This window comes from Nonomuraea antri (assembly GCF_013283785.1).
Taxonomy (GTDB): Bacteria; Actinomycetota; Actinomycetes; order Streptosporangiales; family Streptosporangiaceae; genus Nonomuraea; species Nonomuraea antri.
The window spans coordinates 21,857-36,097 of the sequence record NZ_JABCPZ010000099.1; the positions used below are offsets into that span (position 1 = coordinate 21,857).

At 72.2% G+C, this 14,241-nt stretch carries 11 protein-coding genes and 1 pseudogene; 5 read left to right on the forward strand and 7 right to left on the reverse strand.

Translation table 11 applies throughout. The features are described from left to right. Positions 1 to 44: 44 nt before the first annotated feature. Both HII36_RS28765 and HII36_RS28770 read left to right on the forward strand, forming a co-directional pair. Positions 45 to 1,889: an AMP-dependent synthetase/ligase gene (locus tag HII36_RS28765; RefSeq protein ID WP_173526397.1), complete on the forward strand. Its 1,845-nt coding sequence runs from the start codon at positions 45 to 47 to the stop codon at positions 1,887 to 1,889. Positions 1,890 to 2,079: 190 nt separating this feature from the next. Beyond that, positions 2,080 to 3,360, forward strand: coding sequence for a glycoside hydrolase family 18 protein (locus HII36_RS28770; RefSeq protein ID WP_173526398.1), 1,281 nt, complete (start codon positions 2,080 to 2,082; stop codon positions 3,358 to 3,360). A gap of 60 nt (positions 3,361 to 3,420) precedes the next feature. Here the strand turns inward: HII36_RS28770 and HII36_RS28775 are convergent, their stop codons facing one another. After that, positions 3,421 to 5,691 (reverse strand): hypothetical protein, encoded by a 2,271-nt coding sequence (locus HII36_RS28775; protein WP_173526399.1) that lies wholly within the window; start codon positions 5,689 to 5,691, stop codon positions 3,421 to 3,423. A gap of 169 nt (positions 5,692 to 5,860) precedes the next feature. Here HII36_RS28775 and HII36_RS28780 point away from each other — a divergent pair, with 169 nt between their 5' ends. Then, complete coding sequence (locus HII36_RS28780) at positions 5,861 to 6,532, forward strand: redoxin domain-containing protein (RefSeq protein ID WP_173526400.1); 672 nt, start codon at positions 5,861 to 5,863, stop codon at positions 6,530 to 6,532. Positions 6,533 to 6,584: 52 nt separating this feature from the next. Beyond that, positions 6,585 to 7,445, forward strand: a complete 861-nt coding sequence (locus HII36_RS28785) for a cytochrome c biogenesis CcdA family protein (protein ID WP_328807942.1) — start codon at positions 6,585 to 6,587, stop codon at positions 7,443 to 7,445. A 60-nt stretch (positions 7,446 to 7,505) separates the two neighbouring features. Here HII36_RS28785 and HII36_RS28790 read toward each other — a convergent pair whose 3' ends face one another. The 5 genes from HII36_RS28790 to HII36_RS55910 form a co-directional block, all read right to left on the reverse strand. Next, positions 7,506 to 8,705: a L,D-transpeptidase gene (locus HII36_RS28790; RefSeq protein WP_236003964.1), complete on the reverse strand. Its 1,200-nt coding sequence runs from the start codon at positions 8,703 to 8,705 to the stop codon at positions 7,506 to 7,508. Between the two features lie 73 nt (positions 8,706 to 8,778). Then, on the reverse strand, positions 8,779 to 11,391 hold the full coding sequence (locus HII36_RS58790; RefSeq protein WP_217370092.1) for an FG-GAP-like repeat-containing protein: 2,613 nt from the start codon (positions 11,389 to 11,391) through the stop codon (positions 8,779 to 8,781). Between the two features lie 145 nt (positions 11,392 to 11,536). Beyond that, positions 11,537 to 12,049 (reverse strand): DinB family protein, encoded by a 513-nt coding sequence (locus HII36_RS28800; protein WP_173526401.1) that lies wholly within the window; start codon positions 12,047 to 12,049, stop codon positions 11,537 to 11,539. 21 nt (positions 12,050 to 12,070) lie between these two features. Next, on the reverse strand, positions 12,071 to 12,331 hold the full coding sequence (locus tag HII36_RS55905) for a hypothetical protein (protein ID WP_217370093.1): 261 nt from the start codon (positions 12,329 to 12,331) through the stop codon (positions 12,071 to 12,073). 64 nt (positions 12,332 to 12,395) lie between these two features. Then, positions 12,396 to 12,716 carry a class I SAM-dependent methyltransferase gene (locus HII36_RS55910; protein ID WP_217370094.1) on the reverse strand — a complete coding sequence of 107 codons (321 nt, stop codon included), beginning with the start codon at positions 12,714 to 12,716 and terminating at the stop codon, positions 12,396 to 12,398. Between the two features lie 95 nt (positions 12,717 to 12,811). Between HII36_RS55910 and HII36_RS28810 the strand changes: the two genes are divergently transcribed. After that, positions 12,812 to 13,417 carry a helix-turn-helix domain-containing protein gene (locus tag HII36_RS28810; RefSeq protein WP_173526402.1) on the forward strand — a complete coding sequence of 202 codons (606 nt, stop codon included), beginning with the start codon at positions 12,812 to 12,814 and terminating at the stop codon, positions 13,415 to 13,417. A 7-nt stretch (positions 13,418 to 13,424) separates the two neighbouring features. On the opposite strand, the pseudogene HII36_RS28815 reads toward HII36_RS28810, so the two are convergent. After that, a pseudogene (locus tag HII36_RS28815) lies at positions 13,425 to 14,241 on the reverse strand (serine/threonine protein kinase); the annotation flags it as partial.

Here is a 14,241-nt window from a genome sequence, read left to right on the forward strand (position 1 = left end):
TCAGATACAGCAAGCCGGTAAGTGGTCACTGATTGGAGACGCGCATGGCCGACCCCCGAATTCTCGACCAGCGGTCCGCCATCCTGGGCGAAATCGCCGGGCGCACGATATGCGCCCAGTTCGCGGACATCGCCGCGGCGCATCCCGACGCTCCCGCCTATTCGATGCCGAAGGACGAGGGCTGGGACACGCTCACTTACGCGGCGGCCCGGCAGCGCGTCATGGAACTGGCCTCCGCCTTCATCGCGCTGGGCGTCGAGCCGGGCGACAGCGTCGCGCTGATGATGGTCAACAGGACCGAGCACGTCCTGGCCGACCTCGGCGCGCTGCACGCGGGCGCGGTCCCGATCAGCGTCTACGCCACCCTGGCGCCCGAGCAGATCGCCTACATCGCGGGCGACTGCCGGGCGAAGGTGGCCGTCCTGGGCGGGCGGGCCGAGCTGGCCCGCTGGGAGAGCGCGCTGGCCGAGCTGGCGCACATCGAGCACGTGATCGTGCTCGACCCGGACGCCTGCCCGGCCGGCGAGCGCTACCTGACCTGGGACGCGCTGGTGGAGCTCGGCAGGGAGCGCCACGACGCCGCGGCCGTGACGGCCAGGTACGAGGCGATCCGGCCGGACGACGTCCTGACCGTCCTGTACACCTCGGGCACCACCGGCACCTGCAAGGGCGTCCCGCTGACGCACACCAACGTGTGTTACGAGGTCGACGTCATCGACGAGATCGGCCGGCTCGACCCGCTGGTCGCGCAGATCTCCTACCTCACCTACGCGCACATCGCCGAGCGCGTGCTCAGCATGTACCTGCCGCTGTTCAAGGCCTCGCACGTGCACTTCTGCCCCGACCCCACCCAGCTGGCCGCGGTGTTACGCCAGGCCAGGCCGGTCACGTTCTTCGGCGTGCCACGCGTGTGGGAGAAGCTGATGGCCGGGCTGCAGGCCCTGATGACCACGCAGCCGGAGGAGCAGCAGGCGAAGGTGCGCGAGGCCATGGCGGCCGGCGTGGCCTACTTCGAGGCCGGGCAGAACGGCGCCACCCCGCCGGAGGAGATCAGGGTCGCCTACGAGAAGGCCGACGCCTCGCTGCTGTCCACCATCCGCGCGCTGATCGGCTTCGACCGGGCCACCTGGGTGGGCTCGGGCGCCGCTCCGCTGTCGCTGGAGGTGCAGCGGTTCTTCGCCGGGCTGGGCATCAACATCCTGGAGGTCTACGGGATGACCGAGACCACCGGCGCGTTCACCGCCAACGGCCCGGCCAACTACCGCTTCGGCACGGTCGGCCCGGCCGTGCCCGGCGTCGAGGTGCGCATCGCCGAGGACGGCGAGATCCTGATGCGCGGCCCGATCGCCACCTCCGGCTACCGCAACCTGGCCGACGCCACGGCCGAACTGCTCGACGCCGAGGGCTGGCTGCACACCGGCGACGTGGGCGCCGTGGACGACGACGGCTTCTACCGCATCGTCGACCGCAAGAAGGAGCTGTTCATCACGGCCGGCGGCGAGAACGTGGCGCCGTCCATGATCGAGAACTTCCTGCGCAGGCACCCGCTGATCGCCCAGGCGCTGGCCTACGGCGACCGGCGGCCCTACCCGGTGGCGCTGATCACCCTCGACGGCGAGATGGCGCCCAGGTGGGCGCAGGCGAACGGCCTGGAGTACACGAGCCTGGCCGACTTCGCCGAGCGGCCCGAGGTGCTGGCCGAGATCGAGGCGGCGGTCGAGGAGGCCAACACGCACCTGGCCCGGGTGCAGCAGATCAAGCAGTGGCGGCTGCTGCCGGTGGAGTGGACCACCGAGACCGACGAGCTGACGCCCAAGTTCTCGCTCAAGCGCCGCGTCATCCACGCCAAGTACGCCGACGTGATCGACACGCTCTACGGCAACTCCTGAGCCGTCGCGTGGACCGGGCCGTGAAGCCGGCCCGGTCCACTATGCAGAACGCGTGATCCGGCATGCAGAATCGGCCGTCCGGCATGCAGAACGATCGTCTGTCTTCGTTGACTGGTCATTCAGCCGATCCATACGCTCCAGGCGCGAAACTTTTAAGAAAGTTTCTTATTAGTTCAACCTTGGAGATCACGTGCGCAGATTCCTCCGGCCCTTGCTGGTCACGGCACTCGCCGCCGGCCTCACCGCGACGGCCGCACCCTCCCTCGCGCAGACCCAGAACCACCCCGACCGCGAGGACCGCTTCAAGCGGGTCGCCTACTTCATCCAGTGGGGCATCTACAGCGGCCGCAACTACCAGGTCAAGGACGTCGACACCAGCGGAGCCGCCGCCGAGCTCACCCACATCAACTACGCCTTCGGCAACGTCAGCGAGGACGGCGGCTGCGTCAGCGCCGACTCCTGGGCCGACTGGGAGATCCCCATGAAGGCCGAGCAGAGCGTGGACGGCGTCGCCGACGCCGAGGGCCAGCCGCTGCGGGGCAACCTCAACCAGCTCAAGAAGCTCAAGGCCAAGCACCCCGGGCTGCGCGTGCAGATCTCGCTGGGCGGCTGGAGCGGCTCGAAGTACTTCTCCGACGCCGTGCTGACGCCGGAGTCCCGCGCGAAGCTCGCCGCCTCCTGCGTGGACCTGTGGATCAAGGGCAACCTGCCCGGCCTGCCCGCGGGCACCGGCGCCGGCGTGTTCGACGGCATCGACCTCGACTGGGAGTGGCCCGGCTCCGCGGGCAACGACGGCAACATCATCCGGCCCGAGGACAAGCAGAACTTCACGCTGTTCGCCGCCGAGCTGCGCCGCCAGCTCGACGAGGTGAACCCGCGCCTGCAGATGAGCGCCTACCTGCCGGCCGCCCCGGCCAAGATCGAGGCCGGGTTCGAGGTGAAGGAGGTCTTCAAGATCCTCGACTTCGCCACCGTCCAGGGCTACGACCTGCACGGCCCGTGGGAGCTGCGGACCGGGCACAACGGCAACCTGTACACCGACCCGCGTGACCCGAGCCCGGTCAAGTACAGCGTGGACGCCACCGTCCGGCACTACCTGGCCAACGGCGCCCCGGCCAGGAAGATCGTGGTCGGCGTGCCCTCGTACGGCCAGGGCTGGACGGGCGTGAAGTCGAAGGGCAACGGCCTGTACGCGGCGGCCACCGGACCGGCCCCGAGCAGCGGCGTGGCGGGCACCGAGGACTACAAGACCCTGGCCAAGAAGCCCGGCAAGCGCTTCCGTGACGTGCGCACCGGCACCGTGTGGCTCTACGACGGCAACGACTTCTGGTCCTACGACGACCCGTGGACGGTGCTGCAGAAGGCCCTCTACATCAGGACCAAGGGGCTGGGCGGCTCCATGATGTGGTCCATCGACCAGGACGACGAGAAGGCGACGCTCACCTCGACCCTGTACCGGGTGCTGCGCTAGCCGTATCGCGGCGGGGAGCGGCCGTCACGGCCGCTCCCCGCCTTCCGTCAGTGGGGACCGTCAGATCTGGTAGACCAGGCAGTCGCCGTGGCGGAACCGCAGTGCCGCGTGCCTGCCCAGCTCCGCGAGCGGGGGCGTCGACCGCCGGTCCGAGGCGTCGACCAGGAGCCAGCGGACGCCGTACGCGCGGTTCAGCCGTCTCAGGGTCTCGGGCGTGGGGGCGCGGAACGCGGCGTCGTTGGCGGCGAGCCGGGCCTGGTCGGCGTAGGGCAGGTCCAGGTAGGGCACGCCGGCGCCGGGCGCGCGTGCCAGAGTGCTCTCCGCGTACGCCCAGCCCTCGATGAGCACCCGGCGCTCGGTGTAGCCGGCCACCCAGAAGTGCCGGCTGTCGCAGCCCCGCCTGCCGGGCGGGCGGCAGTGCGCGTTGGTGGCCACGACGTCGTCCGGGCGGGAGTGGTCACGCAGCCACCGTCCGGCCTCCAGCGCCCCGTCGGGCACGGTGCGCCGGCCTGTCCCCGCCGACACGGGCGGCACCAGCGTCAGATGCGCGGACGGCACCAGGAACCCGGTGACCAGCGCCAGCATCACCACCCCCGGCGGCCGCAGCAGCAGCCGCACCCCGAGCACGACGACCGCGAGCACCAGGTAGGGCAGCACGACGGGCAGCGCCTGCTCCCCCGCCACCCGGACGGGCAGGACCGGCTCGGGCACGCCGATGATCGGCAGCGGCAGTCCCAGCAGGTACGCGACGGCCGCCGCGACCCCCGCGCCCGCGGCCAGGGCCATCGCCGGCCGCGCCCACCAGCGCGGTGACGTCTCGCGCGCGACCAGCGCCCAGCAGCCGACGGCGGCCGCGAGCGCGAGATACGGCCTGGCCCCTTCCAGGAAATACAGCTGCGAAGCCGCCGGATGCCCGAGGACGAACACCGCCCCGATCCCGCTCAGCCCGATCCCGGCCAGGGTCAGCACCACCGGGTCGCGTACCAGCTCCAGCCGCGCGACGAGCCCGAACGCCCCCGCGTACACGCAGGCCAGGCAGCCGAGACCGACGACGGCCAGCCAGAGCGAGGGCGCCAGTGGCGCGGTGAGCGCGTCGGACAGGTTCAGCCCGGCCGCCACGCCCCACACGCGGCGCATCGTGGCCAGCGGGTCGACGCCCATCCCCTGCCTGGCCCCGGCGAACACGACGAGCTGCGCGACGGCGAGACAGGCGAGCGTGATCCCGATCGCCGCCAGCGTCCGCCGGTGCGGACGGCGATCGGCCGCCCAGCGCACCGCCAGCGCCAGTACCAGCCCGCCGAGCAGCAGCGGCAGGAACGTCGCCTTCGCCCCGGTCAGCGCCAGCAGCAACACCGCCACCGCCGCCCACGGCCGCCTGCCCCCGTGCAGGCACCCGGTGAGCAGCAGGACCACCGCGGCGAACAGCACCGTGCCGAACGCCTGGGTCGGGCTGATCCAGGTGGTGAACAGCGGGCGTCCGGTGAACAGCTCGATGCCGTGCGGCTCCGGCGAGCTCGCGAAGCAGATCAGCCCGAGCGCCGCCACCCCCGGCCACCAGCGGCGGGTCAGCCGCCAGGCGATCACCGCGAGCAGCGTCACGGACGCCGCCAGCATGGGCAGCCCGGACAACCGGTAGAGCAGCGTCTGCGGCTCGATCCCGGTGGCCCAGCTCGTGGCGGCCATCTCCGCGTAGCCGAACCAGTGGTAGGACAGCCGCTCGCCGAGCACCGAGGGCAGCTCGGGCGGCAGGTGGTGCTTGAGCTCGCCGAGCAGGGCGAGATGGTAGGGCAGGTCCACGTAGGGGAAGCCGTTGCCGGGCGCGGTCAGCCCGTGCGAGCGGAAGAACGGCGCCGCGGTGCGCGCCAGGAAGTAGCCGAGGAACGCCGACACCGTCCAGGCCCACCACAGCGGCACCCGCGCGCCCCCGCCGCCTCTCCAGCACGCGCGCAGCCGGGGCACGGCGAGGAACACGGCGATCACCGCCACCGCCCACAGCGGCGTCGCCTGCGGCACCCCCGCCGCCCGCGCCACCAGGTACGCCGCCACCTCGGCCGCGTAGCCGAGCGCGAGCCCGGCGGCCAGGTCGGCGGGCAGCGGCAGGCCGCCGCCGCAGCCCAGCGCGCGCCAGAGCAGGGTGCCGGGCAGCACGACCCCGGCGGCGAGATAGCCGGCGAACCACGCCACCTCGGCCGGCGGCACCTCGAACCGGCAGAGCAACCCCACCGCCGCCGCCAGCACCAGCGCGGCGGGCGCCCAGCCTGGGCTCACCCGCCGCCGCCCGGTGCCCGCGGCGACCGGGGCCCGCGCCTCGACGGGCCGCGCGATCGTCATGCCTCCCCCTCGCAAGCGCTGAAAGTCCAGTACGTCGGCGGCAAGTATGCCGACGCGGGGGCGGGCGGCATCGCGGACTGTGCCAGATCCATAACCGCCCGTGGCCAAGCCGGGAGGCCGTCATGGGCTCGTAAGGTCTGGCGGTGCTGGGTGCTTCTACGCTTTGCGCATGATCCAACCGAATGCGCCGGCCACGCCCGGACGGACGGCCCCGAGTGTGCGGATGGCGACGGCCGGCAGGATGGCGCCGACCGGCCGGGTGGCGACGGTCGTGGTGGCCGCGGTGGCGCTGCTGGCCGGCGGGTGCGGCGGGACGGCCTGGGACGAACAGGCCAATCCGGCACGCACCGACGCCCCGCTGTCGGCGCCCGCTCCCTCCGCGTCCGCGTCCGCGTCCACATCCGCCCCCGCGCCTGCCGGGACGTCCGTCGCGAACGTGCCCGAGTCGCTGCGATTCACCGCCACGACGCTGAACGGCGAGCCGTTCCAGGGGACGAGCCTGGCGGGCCGGCCGGTGGTCTTCTGGTTCTGGGCGCCCTGGTGCCCGAAGTGCCGCTCCGAGGCCCCGGCCGTCAAGGCCGCCGCCGCCGCGAACCGCGACGTGACGTTCGTCGGCGTGGCGGGGCTGGACACCGAGGCCGCGATGAAGGAGTTCGTGCAGCGCACCGGCACCGGCGACATCGTGCAACTCTCGGACCGGAAAGGCGCGGTGTGGACGAAGCTGGGCGTCAGCGAGCAGTCCACGTTCGTGTTCATGAAGCCCGACGGGTCCCCACAGAAGGTCTCCGGGCCGCTCGACCAGGACAAGCTGAACGGCCACCTCAAGAGGCTGACCGGATGACCCCGGCCGGCCCGCCCGCGCCCGCGCTTGCGCCCGCCGGAGCGGGGCAGCGGTGATCACGGAGCTTCCGCTCGCGCTCGCGGTGGCCGCGGGGACCGTCGCCGCGTTCAACCCGTGCGGGTTCGCCATGCTGCCCGCCTACCTCACCCTGCTGATCTCCGGCGACGGCCCCCGCCGCGGCCCGGTCGGCCGGGCGCTGACCCTGTCGGCCGCGATGACGGCCGGGTTCGTCACCGTGTTCGGGCTGTTCGGGCTGGTCGTCAGCGTGCTGGCGGTGTCGGTCGGCCGCTGGCTGCCGTGGGTGACGATCGTCATCGGCGTGGGGCTGACCGCGCTGGGCGTGTGGCTGCTGAGCGGCCGCGAACTGCTGCTCCGGGTCCCCGGCGTCGCCTCGGGCCGGCCGGCCGCCTCGCTGCCGTCGCTGTTCTGGTACGGCGTGTCGTACGCGGTGGCGTCGCTGTCGTGCACGGTCGGGCCGTTCCTGGCGGTGACGTCGGCCTCGCTGTCGGGCGCCGGGCTGCTCGGCGGGGTGGCCGCCTTCGTGGCGTACGCGGCCGGGATGGGGCTGGTGGTGGCAGTGCTGTCGCTGGCCGTGGCGCTGGCCAGGGCCGCGGCGGTCGCCCGGGTGCGGCGGGTGCTGCCGTACGTGTCCAGGATCAGCGGCGGGCTGCTCGTCCTGGCCGGGCTGTACGTGGCCTACTACGGCTGGTACGAGCTGCGCGTCTTCGCCGGTGGGGCGGCGGACGACCCGATCGTGGGCGCGGTGGTCGCGGCGCAGGGGGTGGTGTCCGGCTGGGTGGCGGCGGTGGGCCCGGCTCGGCTCGCGGCGGCGCTCGCCGTGGCGGTCGGGGTTGCCGCGACCGCGGCCGTGCTCCGCCGCCGTCGTCGCCATCGCCGGGTCGGGCAGCGGTAGTGACCGGCTTTCCGGGGACGCGGTCGGCGGTCACCGGGCACCGGCCATGGGCGCGGGCGGTCAGTCGCCGTTGATGGGTTTGCCCAGGGCGCTGCCGGCCAGCCAGTCCTCCCACGACTTCGCCCACGGCGTCGGCCCGTTGCCGAACTCCAGTTTCCGCGACGTCCCGGTGACCTGGATGATGTCGCCGCGCTGGGTGAAGTCGTAGAACCAGCGCGCGTTGGCCGGGCTGGCGTTGATGCAGCCGTGCGAGACGTTCGCGTTGCCCTGCGAGTCGGTGGACCAGGGGGCGGAGTGGAAGAACGTGCCGCTGTAGGTCATGCGGACGTTCCACTTGGTCGGGATGCGGTAGGCGCCCGGGTTGCCGGTGGTGGCCGAGTCCATGACCATGTCCGCGGCCTTCTCCTGGGCGATCATGATCCCGGAGTAGCTGTCGTCGCCTGGTTTGCCGAGGCTGACCGGGATCGTCCTGACCACCTCGCCGTCCGCCGTCACCACGGCCCGGTGCTCCGTGGCGCTCACCTTGGTGATGTGGCGGGGGCCGACGGTGAACGTGAGCGACCGGTCCTTGGTGCCCCAGATCCCGTCACCCGCCCGCAACCCCGCGAGGTGCGCGACCACGGTCACCTTCTGCCCGACCGGCCAGTACTCGCGCGGCCTGAACTGGACCTCCCGGTCGCTGACCCAGCTCCACGCCCCTTCGACCGGCTTGTCCATGCGCACCACCAGGGCGCGTTCGATCGCGGACCGGTACCGGTCGTCGGTGACCGGGCGCGACAGCAGGAGCTGCACGGGCATGCCGACGCCGACCATCTCGCCGTCCAGTGGTGACATGCCGCTCTCCAGCACGCGTTTCGGCTTCAGCGTGGTGAACGTGGCGCGCGCGGTGACCGGTTTGCCGTCGGTGCCGGTCGCGGCGGCGTTCACGGTGTAGGCGGTGGCGGTGCGCAGCGTCCACCGGGGCCGCCAGGCGCCGTCGGCGGCCACGGCGCCGCGCACCTCGCGGCCCTTGGCGTCGGTGACGGTGAGCTTGGTGACCTTCCCGTCGGTGACCTTGACGCTGACCGCGGTGTCGGGGGCGACCTTCTTCGTCCCGTGCGCCGGGGTGATCGCGAGCTTGGCCACCGGGGGCCGCTCCTGCGGGGCGCTCGGGGTGCCCGGTCCGCCCGCCGTGCATCCGGCGGCGACCAGGAGCGACGCCGTCACCAGGGCCGCCAGGGCGTGCGTCTTCGTCGTGCTGGTCCGGCCGTTCCGCATCATGGATGCCTTCCGTGCCCGACAAGTAGTCGCATATGCATTTTAGCCGGGCACGCTGGGAAGGGTCAGGGTCCGGTCAGAGCGCGGTCTCCCCCGGCAGCCCGAACGAGTCGTGCCAGGTGCCGCCGCCCGCGAACGCGCCGCCGGTGGACAGCCGCACCACCACGTCCGCGGTGGTGCCCTGGGTGAAGACGGCCACGTCGTCCTTGCCGTCGCCGTCGTAGTCGCCGACGTACGGGAACTCGCCGGGCCCGGCCAGGTCGTCGTGCCAGCGGGCGGCCGTACCGAAGCGCGCCCCCTCGGACGGCGCCCCTTCGGACAGGGCCACGTGGACGTCGGCCGCGACGTCGTTGCCGAAGGCGGCGATGTCGTCCCTGCCGTCGCCGTCGAAGTCGCCGACGCGCGGCTGGGCGGCGCCGGCCGCGAAGTCGTCGTGCGCCTTGACCGCGGGACCGAACGAGGTGCCGGTGGACAGCGCCACGTACACGTCCGCGCTCGCGCCCTGGGTGAAGACGATGAGGTCGTCCTTGCCGTCGCCGTTCACGTCGCCGACCGCGGGGAACTCGGCGCCGGGGGCGAAGTCGGCGTGCCAGCGCGACGAGGCGCCGAAGCTCGTCCCGGTGGACAGCGCCACGTAGACGTCCGCGCCGGCGCCGCGGGTGAAGGTGGCGATGTCGTCCTTGCCGTCGCCGTCGAAGTCGCCGACGGCCGGGATCTCGCCGCTGAGCGCGAAGTGGTCGTGCCACTTGCCACTGGCGCCGAACGCGGTTCCGGCGGCGTTGGCTGCGGCGACGTAGACGTCGGCGTTCTGGCCGTGCGTGAACGTGACGATGTCGTCCCTGCCGTCGCCGGTGAAGTCGCCGGTGTACGGGGTCTCGCCGTCCGGGGCGAAGAAGTCGTGCGCCTTGCCCGCGGCGCCGAACCCGGTCCCGGTGGAGGCGGCGGTGTAGACGTCCGCGCTCGGGCCGTGCGTGAACGTGACGATGTCGTCCTTGCCGTCACCGGTGAAGTCGGTGGGCGAACCGCCGTACATGCGCCCCGGCGCGCCCGCGTAGTACACCTCCAGCTCGGCCAGCGAGGTGAACGTGCGGGTACCGCCCGCGGCGCCGATGACACGCACCCCGTCCCCCGCGATCGGGTGGAAGCCCAGCTCGTAGGTGCGGTTCGAGCCGGCCGTCTCGTTGAACGGGTAGTCGGGGGTGATTCGCAGGCCGCTGACGTCGATCCACCGGTTGCCGCGGCGCACCTGGACCTTCAGCCCGCCGCCGAACCAGCCGCCGTCGCCGAACATCCGCCCGGTGGTGTAGACGACCTTGTTCATCAGGTGCTCGCGCGGCCAGGTGTAACCCCACCAGCTCGCAGGCTTGCGCTCGTCGTTCCAGTCGTCCTCGCTGTGCGACCTGTTCCCGTCGTTGTAGAAGGCGGTGTTGCCGTAGTGGGTGGCCCGCTCGATCGCCACCGTGCCCGGCTCGCGCGCGAGGTTGCGCCCCGCATCCGGCCGGTTGGCGGGGGTGCTCGCGGCGTGCGGCTCCAGGCGCATCTTGCGCAGCGAGAACGTGTACGCGTAGTGCTCGCCGTGCGGGTAGCCGCCGCCGCACGGGCAGACGTTGGACTGCAGCCACATCGACTTGCCGTCGGCGCTGATGTACTTGGACGGGATCGTGGTGGCGTAGCCGCCGTGCTTGGTACGCGTCCACGGGTAGCCGCCGAAGTCCTTGGTGGCGAAGTGCTTCCACGGGCCCCACGGCGTGGGCGACTCGTAGAACTCGAAGGTGTACTCCGTCCACGACGTGTACAGGTAGCGGTTGAGCGGCTTGTTGTAGACCACGCCGCCCTGGCTGATCACGCTCAGGTTCTCCACCCGGCCGGCGGTGTAGACGTCCTGGTAGATCCGCCGGTCGTCATGCAGCACGGGGACCCGGCGGGAGATGTCGGCCGACCAGACCGGCTCGCCGGTGGCGGTGAAGCCGCTGGCGAACTGCCAGGCCGAGCGGTTCTGCACCGAACCGCGCGGGACCCTGGCCAGGTAGACGTCCACCGGGTCGGGCACCCGGTTCGCGAACGAGTCACGCCAGTTGTGGTCGAGTCCGTAGGCGTAGACGTAGCCGTCGGGGGCGTTGGCGTAGTCCTTGCCGTAGTCCAGGAACATGATCGTGGTGAACACCCCGCCGCCGAACATCGGGGCCGAGCGGTTCCAGGTCCAGGTCTGGCCGTGGTCGGTGGACTTGGCGACGGTGGCCGCCGGGGCGTCGTCGAAGTCCAGCGCCAGGTCCTGGACGGCCAGGTAGAGCGTGCCGTCCACGCAGGCCATGCCGGTGGGCTTGCGGGTGTGGTTCGCCGTCCAGACCTGGCCGACCCGCTCGCCGATGGCGAGCTGGTGCCCGGTCAGGTTGCCCGGGGTGCCGGAGATCCTGGCCACACCGATGTCGCTGTACGCGCCGCCGTAGCCGACGCCGTCGCCGTAGGCGGTGTAGACGTGGTCGTCGCCGGACCAGCAGGACGGCCACAGGTCGCCGTGGTTGAGGTTGTCACCGACGACGGGCGCGCCGACGGAGGCGGCGGAGTCGAGCTGGACGGTGGAGAAGAACGAACTCGACGGCGGCGAACCGGCCGCGGCCGTGGGGACGGGGTTTGCGGGGGCGGTGATGAAGGTCGTGGCCAGCAGGGCGACCAGGGCGGGTTTGAACACGGCTCTCTCCTGGCTGAGTGGGGGTGCGGAGGGAGTAAGATGAGCAATCGATTTCTCGGAAATTACAAGCGCTGGCCCGTGATCGTCAAGAGGTTGGAGTGTTTCTCGGGAAATCGATTGCTCAATGAGAGGTGCCGGTCGGCGGTCAGCGGCCGGTCGTGCCGTCGATCAGTTCGCGGAGGATGTCCGCGTGGCCGGCGTGGCGGCCGGTCTCCTCGATCATGTGGGTGAGCGCCCAGCGGACACTCGGCGCCGGACGTTCCCGGCGCGGCTGTTGGTCCTGGTGCGGTCTGGGGACGGGCGCGGCCAGGTCGGTGCAGCCGTCGAGGACGTCGTTGGCGCGTTCGACCGTCTCGCGGTAGCGGGCGACGACCTCGGCCACGCCGTCCTCCGGTGCGGCATGGAACGTCGCCTGCCAGTCCGTGACGTCCTCGCCGAGGAAGATCGCGCGTTCGACGAAGGTCAGGTGGTTGAGCAGGCCGAGCAGGTTCGTGCCCGAGGGCACCGCGGCGGTGCGCACCCGCGGTCCCCGCGCGCCCTCGACCTTCGCGGCGACCGAGGTCCGGAGGTAGTCGAGGAACCCGCGCAGGACCTCGGCCTCGCCGCTCCCGGTCCTGGGCGGCGGGGTGTCACGACGTCGGCGCGTGGTGGCGGACATGGTGGCTTCCTTCCTGTGTTGTCACGGGGTGCGATGGATGAGGAGTACGTGGTCGGTGACCTCGGCGGTGCTTCCGTCCGGGCCGGTCGCGATTCTGCGGGGCGTGTCGGCCCGCTCGATCGTCCACGTCGGCGCGTCCAGTGCCAGACCAGCGGCGACCTCGTCCGGGCTCGGGTATCGGACGTCCTGGTCCTGGTTCCACGACCACGGCGCGGTCGAGCCGTGGTCCACGACCAGCAGCCGTCCGCCAAGCCGCAACGCGTGCGCGGCCGTCCGCAGCACGGACGATCTGTCCAGGTCGAAGGGGGTGTGCAGGTAGTGGGCGCAGATCAGGTCGAACTCGCCGTCAGGAAAGGATCCGCGCAGGTCGTGCCGGACGGCGGCGACGCGCTCGCCCAGGCCGCGGGTGCGGGCGAGCGCCGCGGGTGCGGGCGAGCGCCGCGAGCCGTTCGACCGCCACGGCCGAGAGGTCGGCGGCGGTGACGCGCCAGCCCCGTCCGGCCAGCCACAGCGCGTCGCCGCCGGCGCCGCAGCCCAGGTCCAGCGCGTCGCCAGGCGGCAGGCTCGCGACCACCTCGGTGAGGCGGACGTTCGGCCGCGGGTCGGCGGCCGGCGGTCGCGCCGCGTACAGGTCGTCCCAGAAGGTGTCCGCGTCGGTGGCGTTCATCGGGTCTCCTCGCGTAGGTGTCCGCCCAGTCTCACCAGCGGTGCTCGAAATGGCACGAAAACTTGCGGTTCTGGCAAGATGGCAGGATGGCCTCGATGGACGACGACCTGGACGCGGTGCTCGGCGGCGTCGGCCCGCGGCTTCGCGCGCTGCGTCGGCACCGCGGCATCACCCTGGCCGAGCTCGCGACGGTGACCGGCGTCTCGGAGAGCACCCTGTCACGGCTGGAGAGCGGGCAGCGCCGGGCGACGCTGGAGTTGCTGCTGCCGCTGGCCCGCACCTACGACGTACCGCTGGACGACCTGGTCGGCGCCCCGCGCACCGGCGACCCCAGGATCCATCTCACGCCGATCCACCGGTTCGGGATGACCTTCGTGCCGCTGTCCAGGCGGCCCGGCGGGGTTCAGGCGTTCAAAATGATCATCCCGGCCCGGCCGGAACCGCTCGTGCCCGCCCCGCAGACCCACGACGGCTTCGAATGGCTGTACGTGCTCAGCGGACGCCTGCGACTCGTACTCGGTGAGCGCGACCTGACGTTGCCGGCCGGTGAGGCGGCCGAGTTCGACACGTCCCTGCCGCACTGGCTGGGCAGCGCGGACGGCGGCGCGGTCGAACTGCTCATCCTGTTCGACCCGCAGGGGATGCGCACGCACATCCACGCCACCCCGCACCGCCCGGCCCACGAGGGGAACCCGCGATGAGTCCCGGCTACTTGTCGGCCGGGTACATCGTGATCACCTTGCCCCGGGTGTTCGCGACCAGGTAGCCGGAGCGGTGGTCGTCCGAGACGTAGACGCGCACCGTCTCGCGCACGCCGGAGAAGTCGACCGAGGTGTCCACGATCAGGTAGCGGCTCTTGGGCTTGCGCACGCCCAGGTCCTGGTCGGCCTTGCGCAACAGCGCGGGCAGGACGTCCCAGTCGAACTTCATCAGGTCCACCGGCGCGTCCCTGGACGTGCTGCCGTGCCGGTCGAGCTTGGCCTGGCCGTCGCGGTAGGAGAACACGTCGATCGCGTGCTCGTCGCCCTTGACCGGGGCGTCCACCATGGCGTACTCGGGGTAGATCACCGCGCGGAAGACCTTGGTGCCGCCCATGACCGGCTTCAGCGCGGCGATCGCCGTCCGGACGCCTTGGGGGGTGAGCAGATCGACCTTGGCGGCGTCCTCGGTGGGGGTCGTGGTCTCGTCGTCCGAGGTTTCGTCCGGCGGTTCCTCCGACGGCTGGCCGAGCAGCCTGGTCGCGGGGCTGTCCGTCGGGTTGGTCACCGGCTCGTTCGGCGGCGGCTGCATGACCACCACGACGAGCACCACCGCCACCGCGGCCGCGGCGACCGACACCGCGAACGCCGCCGTCCTGCGGGCCGGGCGGCGCGATCGCTGGGTGACCGCCTGCGACACCGGAACGCCCGGCTGCCACTTGGGCGGGACGGTGTTCCCCACCGGATGCGGCACCCCGCCCGGCCCGGTGTTCGCCCCGATGTTCGCCCCGGGGTACGGCGCGGCCCCGTACGGTGCGGCCCCATAT